The organism is Kineococcus rugosus, assembly GCF_050871975.1.
Classification (GTDB): domain Bacteria; phylum Actinomycetota; class Actinomycetes; order Actinomycetales; family Kineococcaceae; genus Kineococcus.
The window spans coordinates 63,919-84,598 of sequence record NZ_JBJLSJ010000021.1 but is presented as its reverse complement, the minus strand read 5'-3'; the positions used below and the strand labels follow the sequence as shown (position 1 = coordinate 84,598).

Below are 20,680 nucleotides of genomic sequence, written 5' to 3'. Positions count from 1 at the left end.
ACACCCCCACGGGGGTGGAGTCCCCGCGCGCGCTGTGGGGCGTGGGCGCCGGCGCCATCAGCGGCGGACGGGGTCCCCCCGGGCGGGGAGGGCCGCCCCCCGACCCCCCCGTCCCCGCCCCGTGCGGCGGGTCAGGTCTGCGGCGGTCCCGCGACCGCGGCGACCGGCCGTTCCAGCGCCGTGCCCGACCCGTCGCGCCGGCCTCGGGCCTCCGGCAGCGCGACCGCCGTCCCGGTGGACGTCGCCGCCTCGGCCGGGCTCGCCCCGGCCCACGCCAGCAGCAGGGTGTCCTCCCCGCGGGCGAACCGGTGGCAGCGCACCCCGCCGGTGGCGCGGCCCTTGGGCGGGTACTCCGACAGCGGGGTGACCTTCGCCGACCCCACCTGCGAGGCGCCGCCGGCGGAGTCCCCGGCGATCGTCACGACCACCGGGTCGGCCGCGTCCGGCGCGACCGCCGTCATCGCCACCACCCGCGCCCCGGCCGACAGCTTGATGCCCGCCATCCCCGCCGCGCCCCGGCCCTGCGGGCGCACCAGCGAGGCCGGGAACCGCAGCAGCTGCGCGTCGGTCGTGATGAACACGAGCTCCTCCTCGCCGGTGGACAGCGCCACCGCGGCGACGACCTCGTCCTTCTGCCGCGCCGTGATGTCCTTCAGCGCGATCACGTCCACCTCGGGCTTGCTGCCGAGCGGTTCGAGCACGACGCGCTTGACGACGCCCGTGGCCGTCGCGAGCGCGAAACCCGGGTCGTCGGGGTCCTCCACGCCGGCCACCGGCATCGGCACGACCGTCAGCGCGCGCTCGCCCTTGCCGAACGTCACGAACTCCTTCACGCTCGTGCCGCCGGACAGGTTCGGCCGCCCCGCCACCGGCGGCAGCGTCGGCAGTTCCAGCACCGAGACCCTCACCAGCCGGCCGGCCGACGTCAGCACCCCCACGTCACCGCGCGCCGTCGCCGGGGCGGCCGCCACGACCAGGTCGTGCCGCGAGCGCCGGCCCTCGGTCCCCAGCGGTTCCACCGAGCTCGTGCGGGCCAGCAGGCCCGCCGAGCTCATGAGGACCCAGCAGGGGTCGTCCTCGATCTCCAGCTGGGTCGCCGCCGCCGCGGGGGAGGGGCCCGAGGACGTCAGCAGCACCGTCCGGCGCGGCGTGCCGTGCTCGGCGGCCACCTGCCCCAGCTCGTCGCTGACCAGCGTCCGCAGCTTCGTCTCGTCGGCCAGGATCGACTCCAGCTCGGCGATCACGGCCCGCAGCTCGGCCTGCTCGCGCTCCAGCTCCAGCCGGGAGAACCTCGTCAGCCGCCGCAGCTGCATGTCCAGGATGTACCGGCCCTGGTCCTCCGACAGCGAGAACCGCTCCACCAGGCGGGCCAGCGCGGAGGCCGCGTCGTCGGAGGACCGGACGATCGCGATGACCTCGTCGATGTCGACGATCGCCAGGAGCAGGCCGTCGACCAGGTGCAGCCGGTCGCGCGCCTTGTCGAGCCGGAACTGCGTCCGGCGGCGCACCACGTCCACGCGGTGCCCGATGAACACCTCGAGCAGTTCCTTCAGCCCCAGCGTGCGCGGCTGCCCCTCGACGAGGGCGACGTTGTTGATGCCGAACGTCTCCTCCATCGGCGTCAGCCGGTACAGGTGCTCCAGCACCGCCTCGGGGACGAAACCGTTCTTGACCTCGATGACCAGCCGCATGCCCTTGTGCCGGTCGGACAGGTCCGTGACGTCGGCGATGCCCTGCAGGCGCTTGTTCTTGACGTTGTCGGCGATCTTCTCGACGAGGCGCTCGGGGCCGACGCCGTAGGGCAGTTCGGTGACCACGATGCCCTGGCGGCGGCCGATCTTCTCGATCTTCACCGTCGCCCGGGTGCGGAACGTCCCGCGCCCGTTCGCGTACGCGTCCTTGATGCCCTCCAGCCCGACCACGCGCCCGCCGGTCGGGAAGTCCGGGCCCGGCACGAACCGCATCAGCGCGGGCAGGTCCGCGCCCGGGTGCTTGATGAGGTGCCGCGCCGCGTTGACGACCTCGACGAGGTTGTGCGGCGGCATGTTCGTCGCCATCCCGACCGCGATCCCGCTGGCCCCGTTGACGAGCAGGTTCGGGAACGCCGCGGGCAGGACCCCGGGTTCCTTCAGCCGGTCGTCGTAGTTCGGGACGAAGTCGACGACGTCCTCGTCCAGCCCCGTCGTCATGAGCAGCGCGGCGGGCGCCATCCTCGCCTCGGTGTACCGCTGCGCGGCCGGGCCGGCGTCCAGGGACCCGAAGTTCCCGTGCCCGTCGACCAGCGGCAGCCGCATCGTGAACGGCTGCGCCTGGCGGACCAGGGCGTCGTAGATCGCGACGTCGCCGTGCGGGTGCAGCTTGCCCATGACCTCGCCGACCACGCGGGCCGACTTCACGTGCGCCCGGGCGGGGACCAGCCCCATGTCCTGCATCATGTACAGGATCCGGCGCTGGACCGGCTTCAGGCCGTCGCGGGCATCGGGCAGCGCCCGCGAGTAGATGACCGAGTAGGCGTACTCCAGGAACGCGCCCTGCATCTCCTGCTCGACGTCGATGTCGACGATCCGTTCGGGGACGTCGGACGGCGGGGGAGCGGTTCTGCTGCTGGGCACGGTCACCCATTCTGCCGCCCCGCCGGGCCTCAGCCGGTCCAGGGCACGCCGAACCGGCCCTCGTGCACCGCGTCGGCCACCGTCCGCCGGTGCCGGCGCGAGGGCCGCGACGCCTCGCCCGGCGCCGGGTGGCCCACCGTCAGCGCCGCCACGAACCGCCGGTCCGCCGGCACCCCGAAGGCCTCCCGCAGCGCCGGGCGCGCCGCCGACGGCACCCCGAACAGGCACGCCCCCAGCCCCGCGTCGACGGCCGCCAGCAGCACCAGCAGCCCCGCCATGCCGGTGTCGACGTCCGGCCAGGACACCTCCCACGCCGCCGCGTCCCGGTCCGGGCCGGGCTTGTCCGGCGCGGCGTACCGGCGCGCGTACGCGCCCGGGTCGGCCAGCAGCAGCACCACCACCGGTGCCGTCCGCATCCCCTCCAGCCAGGCGTCGGCCGGGCCCGGCCCGGCCGAGCACGCCCAGAACCGCTCCCGGTCGGCGGCCGAGCGCAGCACCAGCAGGTCCCGGCCCTGGCTGTTGCCCGCGCTCGGCGCCCGCAGCCCCGCGGCCAGGACCCGCCCCAGCACCTCGTCCCGCACCGGCGCCCCGTCGTAGCGCCTGACCATGCGCCGGCCCCGCAGGACCTCCCCGAACTCCACGGGCCCATCGTCCTAGGATCGGGGGCATGCCGCTGCCGCCCGTGGGCTACCCGACCCGGTGGGAGGCCGACGTGGCCCTGCGGGACGGCGGGACGGCCCACGTCCGCCCCATCCGGCCCGACGACGCCGACGCCGTCGCGGCCTTCCACGACCGCCAGTCCGACGAGTCGCGGTACTTCCGCTTCTTCGCCCCCATGCCGCGCCTGTCGCGCCGCGACCTGGCCCGCTTCACCCAGGTCGACCACGTCGACCGCGTGGCCCTCGTGGCCACCGTCGGGCAGGACATCGTCGGGATCGCCCGCTTCGACGCCGCCCCCGTCCGCCCCGGCCGCCCCCGCTCGGCCGAGGTCGCCTTCAACATCTCCGACGCCCACCAGGGCCGCGGCCTGGGCTCGGTCCTGCTCGAGCACCTCGCCGCCGCCGCCCGCGAGCGCGGCATCCGCCGCTTCACCGCCGACGTCCTGCCCACCAACGCCAAGATGATCGGCGTCTTCCGCGAGGCCGGGTTCGAGGTGCGCCAGGGCTACGTCGACGGCGTCCTGGACGTCTCCTTCGACATCGACGCCACCGAGCGCTCCGTCGACGTCATGCGCGCCCGCGAGCAGCGCGCCGAGGCCCGCAGCGTCACGGCCCTGCTCACGCCGAAGTCCGTCGTCGTCGTCGGCGCGCGCCGCACCCCCGGCACCGTCGGGCACCGGCTGCTGGCCGACCTCGTCTCCGGCGGCTTCACCGGCGCCGTGCACGCCGTGAACGCCGCCGGCGCCGGTGAGGAGCTGCTCGGCGTGCCGCTGCTGGCCTCCGTGCGCGACATCGGCGAGCCCGTCGACCTCGCCGTCGTCGCCGTCGCCCCCGCCACCGCCCTGGCCGCCGTGCGCGACTGCGCCGCCGCCGGGGTGCGCGGCCTGGTCGTCGTCTCCAGCGGGTTCGCCGAGACCGGCCCCGAGGGCGTGGAGCTGCAGCGCGAGCTGGTCCGCATCGCCCGCGCCAACGGCATGCGCGTCATCGGGCCCAACTCCTTCGGCGTCGTGAACACCGCGCCCGACGTCCGGCTCAACGCCTCCCTGGCCCAGGAGGTCCCCCCGCCGGGCCGCTTCGGGCTCTTCAGCCAGTCCGGGGCGCTCGCGGTCACCGTCCTCAGCTCCGCGCACCGCCGCGGCCTGGGCATCTCCACCTTCGTCTCCGCCGGGAACCGCGCCGACGTCTCCGGCAACGACCTCATGCAGTTCTGGCACGACGACGAGGCCACCGCCGCCGTCGGCCTCTACCTCGAGAGCGTCGGCAACCCCCGCAAGTTCAGCCGCGTCGCCCGCGGGCTGGCCCGGCGCAAGCCCGTCATCGTCGTGAAGTCCGGCGCCTCCGGGTTCGGCGTCCCGCCCGGGCACACCGTGCGGCGCTCGGAGGTGCCGTTCGAGGTCGTGGACTCGATGCTGCGCCAGGCCGGGGTCATCCGCGTCGAGAACGTCCACCAGCTGTTCGACGTCGCCCAGGTCGCCGTCGAGCAGCCCCTGCCGGCGGGGTCCCGCATCGCCATCGTCGGCAACTCCGACGCCCTGGGCACCCTCGCCGCCGACGCCTGCGTCAGCTGGGACCTGCAGGTCGTGCACGGCCCCACCTCCGTGCACCCCGAGGCCGGTGTGGAGGTCTTCACCGACGCGCTGCGGCGGGCCTTCGCCGACCCGCAGGTCGACGCCGTCGTCGCCAGCTGGGTGCCGCCGACGGCCACCGTCGACGCCGCCGCGGCCACCGCCGTCGCCCGCACGGCCGCCGAGGGCGGCAAGACGTGCGTCACCTGCTTCCTGGGCACCCGCTCGGTCTCCGCCGCCCGGGTGGGGGCCCTGGGCTCGGACGCCACCGACGACGAGTGCCCCACCGTCCCCAGCTTCCCCACCCCCGAGGACGCCGTGCGGGCGCTCGCCGCCGTCGTGCGGTACTCCGAGTGGCGCCGCAAGGACCGCGGCCACCCCGTGGCCCCCGAGGGCGTGGACCTGCCGCGGGCGCGCGCGGTCGTGGAGCACGCGCTCGCCGAGCACCCCGGGGGCACCACGCTGGACCGGGAGGCCCGCACGGCGCTGCTGGAGGCCGTCGGGATCGCCCTGCTGCCGCGCGCCGAGGTCGGCGGGGTCGAGGAGGCCGTCGAGGCCGCCGAGCGGTTCGGCTGGCCGGTGGCCCTGAAGACCGTGGGCGAGGAGCTGGCCGGCCGCCAGGACCTGCGCGGGGTCCGGCTGGGGCTGTCGAGCCCGGAGGCGCTGCGCGGGGCCGTGCAGGAGATGCGCGAGGTCTTCGGCGCCGCGGCCCGGACCCTCGCGGTCCAGCCGATGGCGGCCCTGGGGGTGCCGTGCCTGGTGCGCAGCACCGAGGACCCGCTGTTCGGGCCGGTCCTCGCCTTCGGCGTCGAGGGCGACCCCATCGACCTCATGGGCGACGTCGCCTACCGGATCCCGCCGCTGACCGACGTCGACGTCGACGACCTCGTCCGGTCGATCAAGGCCGCCCCCAAGCTGTTCGGGCACCGCGGCTCCCCGCGGCTGGACGTCCCGGCCCTGCAGGACGTCATCGCCCGGGTCGCCGTGCTCGCCGACGCCGTGCCCGAGATCGCCGAGCTGCGGCTGACCCCCGTCCTGGTCGCCGAGCGGGGCGCGACCTGCCTCGACGTGGTCGTCCGGGTCGCCCCCCCGCAGGGCCGCGCCGACCCCGACCGCCGGACCCTGCCCCTCTAGGCGTGCGGGATGATGGGGGGATGCGCGACCGCACCGACACCCGTGCCGGGTCCGACCTCCCGGTCGCCCTGCTGAAGGACCTCGAACGAGCCGGGTACTACCCCGAGCTCGTGGCCGACTGCCTGCGGACCTGCGTGGCCGGCGAACCGGTCCACGCCCACCTGGTCCACCCCGAGACGACCTTCGACGCCAACGAGGTGCGGCGGCACGTCACCGTGCTCGCCACGACCCCCACCCGCCTCGTCGTCGCGCACGCCGACGACCACGGCCCCGACGACACCGCCACCGAGCCGTACGCCGTCTGCTCGACCGAGACGGTGCCGCTGTCGCGGGTCACCTCCGTCGTGGTGTCCCAGGTCGTCACCCGCCCCGCCGACCACCGCCCCGGCGGCACCCCCACCGAGGTCAGCCTGACGCTGGGCTGGGGCGCGCTGCACCGGGTCGACCTGGAGCCGGCGTCCTGCCCCGACCCCGACTGCGACGCCGACCACGGCTACACCGGGTCGCTGACCGGGGACGACCTGACGGTGCGGATCGCCAGCGCCGCCGAGGGGGCCGCCGCGGTCACCGCCGCCCTGGACTTCGCCCGCGCGCTGTCCGCCGTCACCGCGCGCTGACCGTGCTCGCCCCCGCCGCCCTGCCCGTCCCCGCGTACGGGCGGGACACCCTGGCCGACCTGGTGCCCGCCGTGGGCCGCGCGCTGGGGGTGGCCGAGCTCGACGACGCCCGCGCCGCGCTGCACCTGCCCACCGCCGACCGGGTGTGCCTGGTCCTGGTCGACGGGATGGGCGAGCTGCTGCTCGCCGCCCGGTCCGGGCACACCGGCACCATGCGGCGGTGGCGCGCCGACGGCCTGCACCGCGTCCTGACCGCCGGGTTCCCCACCACGACCGCCACGAGCATGGGCCTGCTCGGCACCGGCCTGGCCCCCGGCGGCCACGGGCTCGTCGGGTACGAGGTGCTCGACCCCGACCGCGACCGGCTGCTCAACGAGCTGCAGTGGGACGCCGACGTCGACCCCCGCCGCTGGCAGCCGCACCCCACGCTGTTCCAGCGCCTGGCGGCCGCCGGGGTCGACGTCGCCCGCGTCGCCCCGCCGCACTTCGACGGCTCCGGGCTGACCGAGGCCGCGCTGCGCGGCGGCCGGTTCGTCGGGACCCCCGAGCGCCTCGAGGCCCGCGTCGACGCGGCCGTCACCGCGGTCCGCTCCGCGCCCCGGCAGTTCACGTACCTGTACTGGGGCAAGCTCGACCACACCGGGCACGGCGCCGGGGTGGACTCCGGGGAGTGGACCGCCGAGCTCGAACGCGTCGACGAGGCCCTGGCCGCCCTGGCCCGCCGGCTGCCGCGCGGGACCCTGCTCGTGGTCACCGCCGACCACGGCATGGTCGACGTCCACGCCCCGCAGCGGGTCGACCTGGCCGCCGAACCCGGCCTGCTGGCCGGGGTGCGGCACTGCGGCGGGGAACCGCGCACCGTGCAGCTGTACACCGAAGCCGGTGCGGCGCAGCAGGTCGCCGATCGGTGGGCGCGCCGGCTGGGCGCCTCCGCCGAGGTCCTGCTGCGCGAGCAGGCCGTCGCGGCCGGCTGGTTCGGCCCCGTCGAGGACCGCGTCAGCGGCCGCATCGGCGACGTCCTGGCCGTCATGCGCGACGACATCGCCGTGGTGAACTCCGCGACCATGCGCCCCGAGACCCTGCGGCTCGTCGGCCAGCACGGCGCCCTGTCCGACGCCGAGCGGCTCGTCCCGCTGTTCACCGTGCCCTGCTGACCGGCGGCTAGGTTGCCGGGGTGCGCCCCGTACCCCGTCCCGTCCCCGGCGACCCGGCGCAGGACCCTCCACCGCGCCGGGCCCGCGCCGCCGTCGTCGTCCTCTTCCTCACCGCCGGGGCGGTGATGGGCGGCTGGGCCGGGCGCATCCCCACCGTCAAGGCCCAGCTCGGGCTGGACGACGCCCGCTGGGGCCTGGTCGTCCTGGCCATGCCGCTGGGCACGCTGCTGGCGCTCCTCGTCCTGACCCGCGTCATCGCCCGCACCGGCCCGCGCGTCCTGGCCCTGCCCGGGGCCGCCCTGCTCCTGCTCGCGGCCCCGCTGGCCGCCGGGTCGTCCTCCGTCGCGGTCCTGGTCGCGGCGCTGGCGGTGCAGGGCTGCGCCACCGGCCTGCTGTTCGGCCCCATGAACGCCCTCGCGGTCACCGTCGAGCGCCGCTACGGCCGCAGCATCATGTCCTCGTTCCACGCCTGGTTCAGCGTCGGGCAGCTGGGCGGGGGACTGGCCGGGGTGCTCGCCGGGCGGCTGGGCACCGCGCCCTGGCAGCAGCTCGCCGTCTGCCACGTCGTGCTCGCGGTCGCCCTGTGCTGCACCGCCTCCGCCGTCCCCCGCGCACCGCGCCCGGCCCGTGCGCCCGACGGCGCCGCCGCCCGCGCCGGGCGGGGGCGCCCCACCCGGCAGATCGTCCTGCTCGCCGTCATCGCCCTGCTCGGGGCCGTCACCGAGGGCTCGGCCGTGCAGTGGAGCGCGCAGTACTCGGTCTCGATCGGCGCGAGCGTCGCCACCGGGTCGCTGACGCTGGTGTGCTTCTCGCTGTCCATCACCCTGACCCGCACGGTCGGGGACCGGCTGGTCGACCTGCTCGGACGGGTGCGGTTCCTGCGGGTCTCGGCGCTCACGACCGCCGCCGGCGTCCTGCTGGCCGTCGCCGGCGGGTCCGTGCCCACCGCGCTGGCCGGGTTCGCCCTCGTCGGCGTCGGGTGCGGCTGCGTGTTCCCCACCGTGATGGGCCTGGCCGGGAACCAGCCCGGCATCGCCCCCGGCCGCGCCGTGACGTTCGTCAACCTGGGGGAGTGGCCGGCGTTCTTCGTCGGCCCGCCCCTGGTCGGCCTGCTCGCCGAGGCGTTCTCGCTGCGGGCCGCGCTCGGGGCCCTCGTCGTGACGTCGCTGCTCGTGGCGGCGCTCGCCGGCCGGGTCCGCGTCCCCACCGCGGACCCCGCCGTCGGCGGCCTCAGTCCTTCTTCGTCCCGAACATGATGTCGTCCCAGCTCGGGACGCTCGACCGCTTCGAGGCGGGGGACCCCCGGCGGGCGGACCGGTTGCGGCGCTGGGGGTTCGGTGTCGGCGCCGGTTCGGCGGGTGCGGGCTCGGGCTCGGCGGGGACCGGTGTGCTGCCGTCCCCGGCGCCCTCGGCGGCCGGCTCGTCCGCGGGCGCCGGGTCGTCCGCCGGGGGCGTGCCGGGCCCGTCGGCCCCGGTGCGGGCGCGGGTCCCGTCGACCTCGGCGAGGCCGCCGTCCGTGGCGGTCGCCCCGGCCCCGACCGTGTCGTCGACCGTGCCGTCGACCGGGTCGTCGCCGGTGCCGTCGACCGTGCCGTCGTCGGGTTCGAGGTGCTCGTCGGGCAGCACCGTGCGGTCGACCACGTCGCCGGGCGCGGAGGCCGCCGGGTGCGCCGGCGGCGGGTCGGCCGTCAGGGCGTCCGTGCGCGGGGCCGCCGACGCGCTGCCCGCCCCGGGCGCGGTGGACTGCCCGGGCCGGACGCCGCGGGCGGACTCCAGGGCGTCGAGCAGGACGTCGGTCTGGCTGGTGCGCACCCCGCCGTCGGCCTCGACGTCGTAGACCCGCTCGGCCCCCGGGCGCGGGCCCTCACCGGGCACCGACACCAGGCGGCGGGCCGGCAGCGGACCCGGCTCGGCCGGTTCCTCCTCCGACAGCCAGCGCGCCTCGTCGTCGTGCGCGGACAGGACCCGCGCGGCCGGGTCGAAGCCCCAGCGCGCCACCCGCCCGCGCCCCCCGGCGACGAACTCGCACTGCACGACCCAGCCGCCCTCCTCGGTGCGCCACGCGTCCCAGCGGGCGCCCTCGGGGTCGACGGCCCGCGCCGACAGCCGCGCCACCACCACGTCGTCCAGGCTGCCGGCCAGCGAGGACCGGCCGTACGGCGTGCGCCGCGCCAGGCCCGTGACGTGCGCGCGCTCGGCCAGCACCGGGCCCTCGTACCGGCGCACGTGCTCCACCGTCAGGCCCCCGGCCGCCGCGACCTCCTCGGCCGTCTCCCCGGCGCGGATGCGCGCCTGGATGTCCCGGGGCCGCAGCTGCGCCCCCATCTGGATCTGCAGCTGCCCCAGCCGCGCCCGGTCGCGCCGCACGGCGGCGCGCAGCGCCTCGTCCACCCGCAGTCGGTAGCGACTGCCGTCGGTCGCGACCAGCACGACGTGCTCACCGTCGTCGTGGACCCCGACGAGCCTCAGGTCCTGCATAGGTGGCGCCCTCCCGGAAACGTGATGCGGGCCATCATCGCGGATGCACTCTGCCACCTCCCACCCCGCCTCGGGTGGACCCGGGCGCGACGACCTGCCCGGGGAGAGGATGATGAGGGGGTGAGTGACGCCACCCCGTACGACGCCGTCCTGCTGCTGTCCTTCGGTGGTCCCGAGGGCCCCGACGACGTCATGCCGTTCCTGGAGAACGTGACGCGCGGCCGGGGCATCCCCCGCGAGCGCCTCGAGGACGTCGCCGAGCACTACCTGCACTTCGGCGGCAAGAGCCCCATCAACGACCAGAACAAGGAGCTGCTGGCGCAGCTGCGCACCGAGCTCGACGCGCGCGGCCTGGCCGGGCTGCCCCTGCTGTGGGGCAACCGCAACTGGGCCCCCTACGTCACCGACGTGCTGCGCGAGGCGCACGAGGGCGGTGCCCGCCGCGTGCTGACCGTGTTCACCAGCGCCTACTCGTCGTACTCCAGCTGCCGGCAGTACCGCGAGGACCTCGGCGGGGCGCTCGCCACCCTCGCCGAGGAGGGCCGGTACCTGTCCGTGGACAAGATCCGGCACTACTTCAACCACCCGGCCTTCGCCGACGTCAACGCCCGCGGCGTCGCGGGGGCGCTGGAGCAGCTGCCCGAGCCCGCCCGCGCCGGTGCCCGCGTCGTGTTCGTCACCCACAGCGTCCCGGACGCCATGAACGACGCCTCGGGCCCGCCGGCGGCCGGGGGCGGGGCGTACGTGCGCCAGCACCTCGACGTCGCGGCCGAGGTCGCGCGCCGCGCCTCGGCCCTGGCCGGGCGCGAGCTGGCCTGGGACCTGGCCTACTGCTCCCGCAGCGGCCCGCCGAGCCAGCCCTGGCTCGAACCGGACGTGAACGACCACCTGCGCGCCCTGCACGCCGACGGCGTCCCCGGCGTCGTCGTGGCCCCCATCGGGTTCGTCAGCGACCACATGGAGGTCAAGTTCGACCTCGACACCGAGGCCCGGGAGACCGCCGGGGAGATCGGCCTGCCGTTCGCCCGCGCGGCGACCGTGGGCGCGCACGAGCAGTTCGTGGCCGGTCTGGTGGACCTGGTCGAGGAGCGCGCCGCGCAGGCCCGCGGCGAGGCCCCCGAGCAGCCGGCCGCCGGGGACCTGGGTCCCTCGCACACCGTGTGCCCGGTCGACTGCTGCCGCAACCTGCGCGCCCAGCTGCCGGCCGCGACGGGCGAGGACTACCGCGCCCCGGCCCCGGCCTGAGCGGTGCCGACCCCCGAGCCCGCCGAGCTGCGGGACCTGGCCGTGCGGGTCGCGACCGCCGCGGGTGAGCTGATCTCCCGCGGGCGCCCCGACCGGGTCGAGGTCGCCGCCACGAAGTCCAGCCCCACGGACGTCGTGACGGCCATGGACACCGCCTCCGAGCAGCTGCTGCGCCAGCACCTGCGCGACGCGCGCCCCGAGGACGGGTTCCTCGGCGAGGAGGAGGGCCACGAGGGCGGCACGAGCGGCCTGACGTGGGTCGTCGACCCCATCGACGGCACGGTGAACTACCTGTACGGCCTGCGCTCGTACGCGGTGAGCGTGGCCGTCGTCCGGGCGCAGGGCCGTCCCGACCCGGCCACCTGGACCGTGCTGGCCGGGGCCGTGGTCGACCCCTCCGCGGGGGAGACGTGGGCCGCCGCGCTCGGGGCGGGGGCGACCCTGTCGGACGCGCGGGGGGTCCGGACGCTGCGCTGCGGCGACGGTCCCGAGCTGGGGCAGGCGCTGGTGGCGACGGGCTTCAGCTACGACGCGCAGCGGCGCTCCGAGCAGGCCGCGGTCCTGGCGCGCCTGCTGCCGCGGGTGCGCGACCTGCGCCGGGTGGGGACGGCGTCGCTGGACCTGTGCTCGGTGGCCGCCGGTCGCGTCGACGCCTACTACGAGCGGGGCCTGAACCCCTGGGACTTCGCGGCGGGCTGGCTCGTCGCCCGCGAGGCGGGCGCGGTCGTCACCGACTTCGCCGGGTCCGCCGCGGGCACCCACGGCCTGCTGGCCGCCGGACCGGGCCTGCACCCGGCGCTGCGGGCGGCCCTGGACCTGGGGTGACCGGACGAGGAAGAGCCTGACCCTCGGGTCGAGGGTCAGGCTCTCCGGGTGGTGCGGGGTCTCACGCCGGGGCGCACTCGGCGGGCGTCGTGAGGTGCGTGGTCGTGAGGTCGATGACCGCGTGCTGGTTGCGGGCGAGGTACTCGACGGTGTCGGGCAGCGCCACGTCGTGGGCGCTGGCGAGCTCGACGAGGCCCTCGAGGTCGTCCAGGAGGGCCTGGGCGAGGTCGTCGTCGCCGGCGGCGGCGGCGGAGTCGATCGTGGCCCGGGTGCGCCGGACGCGATCGGAGAGCTCGGCGACGAACGCGGGCGACGTGTCGGTCGCGGCGGTCGTCGGGGTGGACGCCTCGGTGGACGTCGGGACGGACGTGGTGTCGACGGACGTGCTGGGTTCGGTCACGGGCACGGCACCTCCCTGCGGCTGTCGGGAGCTCCTCACGGCCTCGCGCTCGGGAACGGGCTCCGGGGAGCGCGGGTCGAACGGCCGGATCGGCGGGGACGCGAGCACACTACGTCGCCGGCGGCGCTCGTCCAACTCCGGGAGTGTCACTCGTGGACGGTCAAATGCGTTGCGTGAGCGTCGATGTGACCGCTGGGACGGCAGTGCGCTCCCGTGGGTGACGCCGCAGCGGCGGCACGGCGCCGGCGGCGGCGCCCCGGCCCACGACCCGCCCCGGTTCGAACGTCGCACGCCGGTAGGTCATGATGCGTGCTCGCTCACGCTCGACAGGGGCGTGGGAACGGGTGGGGACGAGCAGGTCCGGGCATGGATCGGGCGGTCGGGGCGTTGACCCCGCCGCACCGGGACACCCGGTGCCTGCACGACGAGACGGCATGGAGTGTGAGGCGAGGTCATGGCGACCGACTACGACGCACCGCGCAAGAACGACGACGAGCTGAACGAGGACTCCATCGAGGAGCTCAAGGCGCGTCGCACCGACAAGAGCTCGGGCGCCGTCGACGAGGACGAGACGGAGGCGGCCGAGGGGTTCGAGCTCCCGGGGGCGGACCTGTCCAACGAGGAGCTGTCGGTGCGGGTCCTGCCGCGCCAGCAGGACGAGTTCACGTGCACCAGCTGCTTCCTGGTGGTGCACCGCAGCCAGCTGCACGACTCCGGCGACGGCCGCATCATCTGCAACGACTGCGCCGCCTGATCTCGGCGGCCAGTCGCTGCGGGCGGCGGGTCGAGACCACCCAGTAGGGCGTGGGGTCGGCCGGGTCGTCCAGGTGGATCCGCACGGCCGGGCCGATCCACGAACGCACCGCCAGGTGGGCCCGGGCGTCGAGCCCGGGCCCCAGGGCGTGCCGGCGCTCACCGCGGGCGACGACGTCGACCCCCGAGACGACGTCCAGCGGCAGCCGCGCGCGACCGACGCGGAACTCGCGGTCGGTCAGCTCGGTCGTCCAGGCCAGGCTCAGCAGGACGCCGGCGGCCAGCAGCGCGCCGAGCGCGGCGCCGACGGCGGCGCCCTCCCACCCCCAGATCGGCAGGGCGACCAGCCCGCCGCCGACGACGGCGGGCGACCACGACAACCACGACGTCACCGCGGGCCACCACCGCTCCCGCCCGTCCCAGTCCCGGTCCGGCTGCGGGTGGGGTCGTGGGGGACGCGTCGCGCTCTGCACCCGCTCAGGGTCGCACGCGGGGCGGGACGGGTAGGGTCGAGCCCCGTGACGGAACAGCCCCCCGCGGCGCCGGGAGCCACCCTGGCGGTGGAGACCGTGCTCGCGGTCCCCGAGGCCCTGCCCACCTACGCCCACCCCGGCGACGCGGGGGCGGACCTGACGACCCGCGTGGACGTCGTCGTGGGGCCGGGGGAGCGCGCCAACGTCCCCACCGGGGTCTCCATCGCGCTGCCCGAGGGCTACGCGGCCTTCGTGGTGCCCCGCTCGGGGCTGGCGGCCAAGCGGGGCCTGACCACGCTCAACGCGCCCGGCACGGTCGACGCCGGGTACCGCGGGGAGATCCGCGTCACGCTGCACAACACCGACCTGCGCGAGGCGGTGCACCTGCGGGCCGGCGACCGGATCGCCCAGCTCGTCGTCCAGCGCGTCGAGCGGGTCCGCTTCGTCCCCGTGCCGCAGCTGCCGGGGTCGGTGCGCGGCGCCGGGGGCCACGGCTCCACCGGCGGCTCCGACGCCCTGGTGCCGACCGTCGCCGACCCCGTCCCGACCCAGCCCTCCGAGGAGCGACCGTGAGCCTGTTCCGCCGCCGCAAGGTCGCCGACACCGCGACCTCCGACCCCGCCCCGGCCGTCTCCGAGACGGTCACCACCGCCGAGTCCGGCGCCGAGCCGGCCACGGCCTCCTCCGGCGTCGTCGACGACCCCGCGGCGCGCGCGGCCGCCGAGGCCGGCGCCCCGCCGCGCGCGGTGGCCGTGGAGGCGTTCGACCGCTCCGGCGGCCCGTTCGACGTCTCCGAGGTCGACGAGGACGAGGACCGGCTGTCGCTGGGCGGGCTGCGCCTGGTCGGCCGCCAGGGCATGGAGCTGCGCTTCGAGGTCGAGGAGGCCACCGGCCGGGTCATCGCGGTGACCATCGGTCTGAACGGCTCCAGCGTGCAGCTGCAGGCGTTCGCCGCGCCGCGCTCCAGCGGCGTCTGGGACGAGATCCGCACCGAGATCGGCGAGGCCGTCGTGGCCCAGGGCGGCGCGTCCGAGGAGCAGGACGGCCCGCTGGGCCGCGAGCTGCTCTGCTGGCTGCCGGTGCGCACCGAGGACGGCCGCACCGCCCACCAGCCCACCCGCTTCGCCGGGATCGACGGCCCCCGGTGGTTCCTGCGGGCCGTGTTCACCGGTCCCGCCGCGCACGACCCGGCGGCCGCGCAGGAGCTGGAGTCGGTCGTGCGCGAGGCCGTCGTGGTGCGCGGGGAGGAGGCGATGGCGCCGCGCGAGCTGATCCCGCTGCAGCTGCCGCAGCAGCCCGAGCAGGCCGCCCCGCAGGCGCCGCAGGCCGCGGCCGCCGACGACCTCAAGCCCTTCGAGCGGGGGCCGGAGATCACCGAGGTGCGCTGACCGGGGTGCGGCGACCGGGCGCGCGCCACCGGTCGCCGGCCGCGCCGGGAACACCAGCGGTCCGGGTGACGTTGCACCCTCGTCCGCTCCTGGAGGGCCTACTGTGGGTGCCGTGTCGAAGTCCTCAGTGCTGAGCACGCCGCTGTGGCGGCGTGCGCTCGCACGTTTCACCGCCTCCGAGTCCGACCTGGCTGCGGAGGAGGCCCAGGAGGACGCCGTGCGCAACGGCGGGACCCCCTGCGACCAGATCCGCGACCGCACCAAGGCGTGCGTCTGCGGGACGCTGCGGTCGGTGACCCTGCGGCCGCGGGGCGGGGTGCCCGCCCTGGAGGCCGAGCTGTTCGACGGGTCGGGCTCCATCCACCTCGTGTGGCTGGGCCGCCGCAGGATCGCCGGGGTCGAGCCGGGCCGCCGGGTGAAGGCCCGGGGGAGGGTGGCGTGCGACGACGGTCAGCGGGTCATCTTCAACCCGGTGTACGAGCTCGTGTGCGCCGAGAAGGCGTAGGAGCCGCGTGAGCGCACCCGCGACCGTCGAGGAGCTCGTCCGCCAGCGGTTGTCGGCGGCCCTCGGCGGCTGGCGGGGCGTGGTCGACTCGGCCGTCGCCCCGCTGGCGTTCCTCGTCGGCTGGCTGACCACCCGCGACCTGCTGGTCTCGGTCGGCGCCTCGATCGCCGTGATGCTCGTGGCGCTGGTGGTGCGCGTCGTGCGGCGCGAGACCCTGCAGTTCGCGGTCGGCGGCATCCTCGTCACGGCCGTGGCCGCCTTAGTCGCCTCCCGCACCGGCCGGGCGCAGGACGTGTTCCTGCCCGGCATCCTGCTGAACCTGGCGCTCTCGGTGGTGTTCGTCGTCTCGATGGTGACCCGCTGGCCCGTGGTGGGCTTCCTCGTGGGGGCCGTGACCGAGGAGCCGACGGCGTGGCGGCGCGACCGGGGGATCGTCTCCCTGTGCCAGAAGCTCACGGCCCTGCTGCTGGCCGGCTACCTCGTGCGGGTGGCGGTGCAGCTGCCGCTGTACCTGGCGGGCAACACGACGGCGCTGGCCGTGACGAAGCTCGCGCTCGGCTGGCCGTTGCTGCTGCTGGGCGTCGTGGTCGCCGGGGTGATGCTGCTCAAGGGCCGCACGCCGCTGCAGGCCCCGCACGCGGCGGCCGCCGAGGAGTGAACGGCCCGCCGCCGGAGCCCTGTTAGTTTCCTGCGGTGGCGAAGAAGAAGGCCCTCACCCCGAAGTCGAAGTGCTGCGAGTCGAAGGACAAGTGCAGGCGCTGCCCCTTGCGGATGCTCAAGGAGGGGACGCTGCCCGAGGGCTTCACCGTGAAGCGGCGCCGGCTGGTCAAGGTCGAGCAGTAGGCCGGACCGTCGCCAGGACGTCGTTCACGACGTGCCCCAGCGCCAGGCCCCGGCGCTCGAAGCGGGTCACCGGCCGCCACGCCGGGCGGGACCGGTCGGGGTCCAGCGTGAACCGCCCGGACGCGCCGATCACCTCGACCATCTGCTCGGCGTAGGGCTCCCAGTCGGTCGCGCAGTGCAGCGTCCCGCCGGGCGCGAGGCGGTCGGCGACCAGCTCGACGAACCCCGGGCCGATCAGCCGGCGCTTGTGGTGGCGGGCCTTGGGCCAGGGGTCGGGGAAGTAGACCCGCACCCCGGCCAGGCTGCCCGGCGCGATCCGCTCGGTCAGCAGCGTCCGGCCGTCGCCCTCCAGCAGCCGCACGTTCGTCACCCCGTGCTCGACCAGCCCCTGCAGCAGCGCCCCGATGCCCGGGGTGTGGACCTCGGCGGCGAGGACGTTGACGTCCGGGGCGTCCCGGGCCATGGCGAGCGTGGCGTCGCCCATCCCGGACCCGATCTCCAGGACCACCGGGTTCGCGTCGCCGAACAGGGCGGCGAGGTCCAGCACGCCGGTGCCCGCCGGGACCTCGTACCGCCCCAGGTGCTCGGCCAGCGCCTCCTGGCGGACGACCCCCATCCGGCCGCGGCGGAGCTTGTAGGACTGGACCGGGGCGTCGGGGGAGGCGGGGGAGGTCATCGCACCATCATCGGGCACGCCCGGGCCCCGTCCGGGCGCGCCGGCGGGGGCGGGGACCGGTGGGTTCCGCCCGTGCCCTAGCGTCGGCGGCACCCACCCGGAGGGACGCGCCGTGCTCACGAACGACCTCGACCCGTCCGCCGACCGCACGCGCGAGGTGCGCACGTCGGACGGCCTGACGCTCGCCGTCCACGACTGGGGCGGTCCCGCCGGCGACCGCCCCGTCCTGCTGCACCACGGCTTCAGCGCCAGCGCCCGCACCGAGTGGCCCCGCTCGGGTCTGCCGCGGGCGCTGCTGGCGGCCGGGCGACGGGTCCTGGCGCTCGACGCGCGCGGTCACGGCCGGTCCGCGGCCCCGCACGACCCCGCGCGGTACGGCGAGGCGCGGATGGCCCGGGACGTCGTGGAGGTGCTCGACGCGCTGGGGGTGCCCGACGTCGACCTCGTGTGGTACTCGATGGGGGCCGTGGTCGCCTCCCTCGTCGCCTCGACCGGACCCGCCCGGGTGCACCGGCTCGTCCTCGGTGGGGTCGGGGCCGGCCTGGTCGAGCTCGGCGGGGTGGACACGCGCGTCCTGGCGCCCTCGCGGCTCGCCGCCGCGCTGCGCGCCGGGGACCCGGGGACGATCACCGACCCGGTGGTCCGCGGGTTCCGCGAGTTCGCCGCCTCCACGGGCAACGACCTGCTGGCGCTGGCGGCGCAGGCCGACGCGGTGCACGACCGCCCGGTCGACCTGGCCTCGATCACCGCCCCGACGCTGGTCGTGGCCGGGGACGCGGACCCGCTGGCGGCCCGGCCGCAGGTGCTGGCGGCCGCGGTCCCCGGGGCGCGGCTGGTCCTCGTCGGCGGCGACCACGGCGCCGCCCCGACCGACCCGCGCTTCGCGGGCGCGGTCAGCGCGTTCGTCAGCTCCTGACGGCCCGCGCGCCCGGGGCGCCGACGTACCGGGCCAGGTGCTGGGCCGTCAGGGTCGAGCCCGCCGCGACGAGGTCGGCGGGGGTGCCCTCGAACACGACCCGGCCCCCGTCGTGACCGGCGCCCGGCCCCAGGTCGACGATCCAGTCCGCGTGCGCCATCACCGCCTGGTGGTGCTCGATGACGACGACCGACCTGCCCGAGTCCACGAGCCGGTCCAGCAGCCCGAGCAGCTGCTGCACGTCGGCCAGGTGCAGGCCGGTGGTGGGTTCGTCCAGGACGAGCACGCCGCCGGGCTCGCCCAGGTGCGCGGCGAGCTTCAGGCGCTGCCGCTCGCCGCCGGACAGCGTCGTCAGGGGCTGCCCGAGGGTGAGGTACCCCAGCCCCACGTCGGCCAGCCGGTCCAGGACCGCGTGCGCGGCCGGGGTGCGCGCCTCGCCGGCGGCGAAGAAGTCCCTCGCCTCGGTCACGGGCATCGCGAGCACCTCCGCGATGTTCGCGCCGCCGAGGCGGTGCTCCAGCACCGAGGCGAGGAACCGCCGGCCCTCGCACTCCTCGCAGGTGGTCGCCACCCCGGCCATGATCGCCAGGTCGGTGTAGACGACGCCCGCCCCGTTGCAGGTGGGGCAGGCGCCCTCGGAGTTCGCGCTGAACAGGGCGGGCTTGACGCCGTTGGCCTTCGCGAACGCCTTGCGGACCGGTTCCAGCAGCCCCGTCCACGTCGCGGGGTTGCTGCGCCGGGACCCGCGGATCGGGCTCTGGTCGATGGTCACGACCCCCTCGCGGGGGGACACCGCGCCGTGGACCAGCGAGCTCTTGCCCGACCCGGCGACCCCGGTGACGACCAGCAGCACCCCCAGCGGCAGGTCGACGTCGACGTCGCGCAGGTTGTGGGTGGAGGCGCCGCGGACCGCCAGCGTGCCGGTCGCCGCGCGCACCCGCGGCTTGAGGGCGGCCCGGTCGTCGAAGTGCCGGCCGGTGACGGTGCCGCTGGTCCGCAGCCCGTCCACGGTCCCCTCGTAGCAGACCGTCCCCCCGGCCGGCCCGGCCCCGGGCCCGAGGTCGACGACGTGGTCGGCCACGACGATGGCCTCGGGCTTGTGCTCCACGACCAGGACGGTGTTCCCCTTGTCCCGCAGGCGCAGCAGCAGGTCGTTCATGCGCTGGACGTCGTGCGGGTGCAGCCCGGTCGTGGGCTCGTCGAAGACGTACGTGGTGTCGGTCAGCGCGGACCCGAGGTGCCGGACCATCTTGACCCGCTGCGCCTCCCCGCCGGACAGCGTGCCGGAGGCCCGTTCCAGCGACAGGTACCCCAGGCCGATCTCGACGAACGCGTCCAGCAGGCCCCGCAGGTTCGCCAGCAGCGGCGCCACCGACGGCTCGTCCAGCTCCGCGACCCAGGTGGCGAGGTCGGAGATCTGCAGGCGGCACGCGTCGGCGATGCTCACCCCGCCGATCCGGCAGCGGCGCGCCCCCTCGGCCAGGCGGGTCCCGTCGCAGTCCGGGCAGGTGGTGAACGTCGCGAGGCGCTCGACGAAGGCCCGCACGTGCGGCTGCAGGGAGTCGACGTCCTTGGACAGCATCGACCGGCGGACCTTCGGGACCAGCCCCTCGTAGGTGACGTTGATGCCGTCGACCTTGATCCGGACCGGCTCGGCGTACAGGAACGCCTCCAGCTCGGAGGGCGTGAACCGCGCGACCGGCTCGTCGCAGGGGAAGAACCCGCACGCGCGGTAGATGCGGCCGTACCAGCCGTCCACCGTGTAGCCGGGCACCTTGATCGCCCCGTCGTCGATGCTCCTCGTCGCGTCGTACAGCTCGTCGAGGTCCAGGTCGTCGACCTGCCCGCGGCCCTCGCAGCGCGGGCACATCCCCCCGGTGCGCGACCAGTCCGCCACCACCTCCTTCTTCCCCGCGCCCTTGGCGACCGTCATCGCGCCCTTGGCGGTGACCGACGCCACGTTGAACGAGAACGCCTGCGGGCCGCCGATGCGCGGTTCCCCCAGCCGGCTGAACAGGATCCGCAGCATCGCGTGGGCGTCGGTGGCGGTCCCCACGGTCGAGCGGGCGTCGCCGCCCATGCGCTGCTGGTCGACGATGATCGCCGTCGTCAGCCCCTCGAGGACGTCGACGTCGGGCCGGGCCAGGGACGGCATGAACCCCTGCACGAACGTCGAGTACGTCTCGTTGATCATCCGCTGGGACTCCGCGGCGATCGTGGCGAACACCAGCGAGCTCTTGCCCGAGCCCGACACCCCGGTGAAGACCGTGAGCCGGCGCTTGGGCAGCTCGACGCTCACGTCCCGGAGGTTGTTCTCCCGGGCGCCGTGCACCCGGATGCGGTCGTGGCTGTCGGCCACGTGCGCGCCGGGGCCGACCGCGGACGGGGTGGCGTCGCGCTGCGGGCTCATGGTCCGATCCTGCCAGCGCGACCGCCC

20 protein-coding genes are annotated in these 20,680 nt (G+C 76.2%); 13 read left to right on the top strand and 7 right to left on the bottom strand.

What is annotated here, in order from left to right:
* Positions 1-131 precede the first annotated feature (131 nt).
* Positions 132-2,537 (bottom strand): DNA gyrase/topoisomerase IV subunit A, encoded by a 2,406-nt coding sequence (locus tag ACRYM6_RS13690; RefSeq protein WP_432543435.1) that lies wholly within the window; start codon positions 2,535-2,537, stop codon positions 132-134.
* 104 nt (positions 2,538-2,641) lie between these two features.
* On the bottom strand, positions 2,642-3,253 hold the full coding sequence (locus ACRYM6_RS13685) for a nitroreductase family protein (RefSeq protein WP_432543427.1): 612 nt from the start codon (positions 3,251-3,253) through the stop codon (positions 2,642-2,644).
* Positions 3,254-3,279: 26 nt separating this feature from the next.
* Between ACRYM6_RS13685 and ACRYM6_RS13680 the strand changes: the two genes are divergently transcribed.
* The 4 genes from ACRYM6_RS13680 to ACRYM6_RS13665 are packed head-to-tail and all read left to right on the top strand — an operon-like array spanning position 3,280 to position 8,997.
* On the top strand, positions 3,280-5,970 hold the full coding sequence (locus ACRYM6_RS13680; protein ID WP_432543426.1) for a bifunctional acetate--CoA ligase family protein/GNAT family N-acetyltransferase: 2,691 nt from the start codon (positions 3,280-3,282) through the stop codon (positions 5,968-5,970).
* A 20-nt stretch (positions 5,971-5,990) separates the two neighbouring features.
* The gene (locus tag ACRYM6_RS13675) at positions 5,991-6,587 is read left to right on the top strand and encodes a DUF5998 family protein (RefSeq protein WP_432543425.1); all 597 of its coding nucleotides are present in this window, start codon (positions 5,991-5,993) and stop codon (positions 6,585-6,587) included.
* 2 nt (positions 6,588-6,589) lie between these two features.
* Entirely contained in the window at positions 6,590-7,741 is a 1,152-nt protein-coding gene (locus tag ACRYM6_RS13670) for an alkaline phosphatase family protein (RefSeq protein WP_432543424.1), read from the top strand.
* Positions 7,742-7,761: 20 nt separating this feature from the next.
* A complete protein-coding gene (locus tag ACRYM6_RS13665) occupies positions 7,762-8,997 on the top strand; it encodes an MFS transporter (RefSeq protein WP_432543423.1) in 1,236 nt (411 codons plus the stop codon).
* On the opposite strand, the gene sepH is transcribed toward ACRYM6_RS13665, so the two are convergent.
* Positions 8,972-10,219, bottom strand: coding sequence for a septation protein SepH (sepH, locus tag ACRYM6_RS13660; protein ID WP_432543422.1), 1,248 nt, complete (start codon positions 10,217-10,219; stop codon positions 8,972-8,974). The two genes, ACRYM6_RS13665 and sepH, sit on opposite strands and share 26 nt — an antisense overlap.
* 120 nt (positions 10,220-10,339) lie before the next feature.
* Here sepH and ACRYM6_RS13655 point away from each other — a divergent pair, with 120 nt between their 5' ends.
* Both ACRYM6_RS13655 and ACRYM6_RS13650 read left to right on the top strand, forming a co-directional pair.
* A complete protein-coding gene (locus tag ACRYM6_RS13655) occupies positions 10,340-11,464 on the top strand; it encodes a ferrochelatase (protein ID WP_432543421.1) in 1,125 nt (374 codons plus the stop codon).
* A gap of 3 nt (positions 11,465-11,467) precedes the next feature.
* Positions 11,468-12,289, top strand: coding sequence for an inositol monophosphatase family protein (locus tag ACRYM6_RS13650; protein ID WP_432543420.1), 822 nt, complete (start codon positions 11,468-11,470; stop codon positions 12,287-12,289).
* A 61-nt stretch (positions 12,290-12,350) separates the two neighbouring features.
* Here ACRYM6_RS13650 and ACRYM6_RS13645 read toward each other — a convergent pair whose 3' ends face one another.
* The gene (locus tag ACRYM6_RS13645; RefSeq protein ID WP_432543419.1) at positions 12,351-12,689 is read right to left on the bottom strand and encodes a hypothetical protein; all 339 of its coding nucleotides are present in this window, start codon (positions 12,687-12,689) and stop codon (positions 12,351-12,353) included.
* A 454-nt stretch (positions 12,690-13,143) separates the two neighbouring features.
* On the opposite strand from ACRYM6_RS13645, the gene ACRYM6_RS13640 reads away from it, so the two are divergent.
* On the top strand, positions 13,144-13,443 hold the full coding sequence (locus ACRYM6_RS13640; protein WP_106206830.1) for a DUF4193 domain-containing protein: 300 nt from the start codon (positions 13,144-13,146) through the stop codon (positions 13,441-13,443).
* On the opposite strand, the gene ACRYM6_RS13635 is transcribed toward ACRYM6_RS13640, so the two are convergent.
* Positions 13,418-13,915: a DUF3093 domain-containing protein gene (locus ACRYM6_RS13635; RefSeq protein WP_432543418.1), complete on the bottom strand. Its 498-nt coding sequence runs from the start codon at positions 13,913-13,915 to the stop codon at positions 13,418-13,420. The genes ACRYM6_RS13640 and ACRYM6_RS13635 overlap by 26 nt on opposite strands.
* A gap of 81 nt (positions 13,916-13,996) precedes the next feature.
* Between ACRYM6_RS13635 and dut the strand changes: the two genes are divergently transcribed.
* From dut to ACRYM6_RS13610, 5 genes are all read left to right on the top strand, one after another.
* Positions 13,997-14,488, top strand: coding sequence for a dUTP diphosphatase (gene dut, locus ACRYM6_RS13630; RefSeq protein WP_432543434.1), 492 nt, complete (start codon positions 13,997-13,999; stop codon positions 14,486-14,488).
* A complete protein-coding gene (locus tag ACRYM6_RS13625) occupies positions 14,485-15,303 on the top strand; it encodes a DUF3710 domain-containing protein (protein WP_432543417.1) in 819 nt (272 codons plus the stop codon). The genes dut and ACRYM6_RS13625 overlap by 4 nt, the downstream gene beginning before the upstream one ends.
* Before the next feature lie 103 nt (positions 15,304-15,406).
* Positions 15,407-15,808, top strand: coding sequence for an OB-fold nucleic acid binding domain-containing protein (locus ACRYM6_RS13620; protein WP_432513913.1), 402 nt, complete (start codon positions 15,407-15,409; stop codon positions 15,806-15,808).
* A gap of 7 nt (positions 15,809-15,815) precedes the next feature.
* Positions 15,816-16,466 (top strand): DUF3159 domain-containing protein, encoded by a 651-nt coding sequence (locus tag ACRYM6_RS13615; protein WP_432543416.1) that lies wholly within the window; start codon positions 15,816-15,818, stop codon positions 16,464-16,466.
* Between the two features lie 35 nt (positions 16,467-16,501).
* The gene (locus ACRYM6_RS13610) at positions 16,502-16,651 is read left to right on the top strand and encodes a hypothetical protein (RefSeq protein WP_432543415.1); all 150 of its coding nucleotides are present in this window, start codon (positions 16,502-16,504) and stop codon (positions 16,649-16,651) included.
* Here the strand turns inward: ACRYM6_RS13610 and trmB are convergent.
* Positions 16,635-17,327 carry a tRNA (guanosine(46)-N7)-methyltransferase TrmB gene (gene trmB, locus ACRYM6_RS13605; RefSeq protein ID WP_432543414.1) on the bottom strand — a complete coding sequence of 231 codons (693 nt, stop codon included), beginning with the start codon at positions 17,325-17,327 and terminating at the stop codon, positions 16,635-16,637. The two genes, ACRYM6_RS13610 and trmB, sit on opposite strands and share 17 nt — an antisense overlap.
* Positions 17,328-17,439: 112 nt before the next feature.
* Between trmB and ACRYM6_RS13600 the strand changes: the two genes are divergently transcribed.
* Positions 17,440-18,243, top strand: a complete 804-nt coding sequence (locus ACRYM6_RS13600; protein ID WP_432543413.1) for an alpha/beta fold hydrolase — start codon at positions 17,440-17,442, stop codon at positions 18,241-18,243.
* Here ACRYM6_RS13600 and ACRYM6_RS13595 read toward each other — a convergent pair.
* Positions 18,233-20,653 (bottom strand): ATP-binding cassette domain-containing protein, encoded by a 2,421-nt coding sequence (locus ACRYM6_RS13595; protein ID WP_432543412.1) that lies wholly within the window; start codon positions 20,651-20,653, stop codon positions 18,233-18,235. The two genes, ACRYM6_RS13600 and ACRYM6_RS13595, sit on opposite strands and share 11 nt — an antisense overlap.
* Between the last annotated feature and the right edge of the window lie 27 nt (positions 20,654-20,680).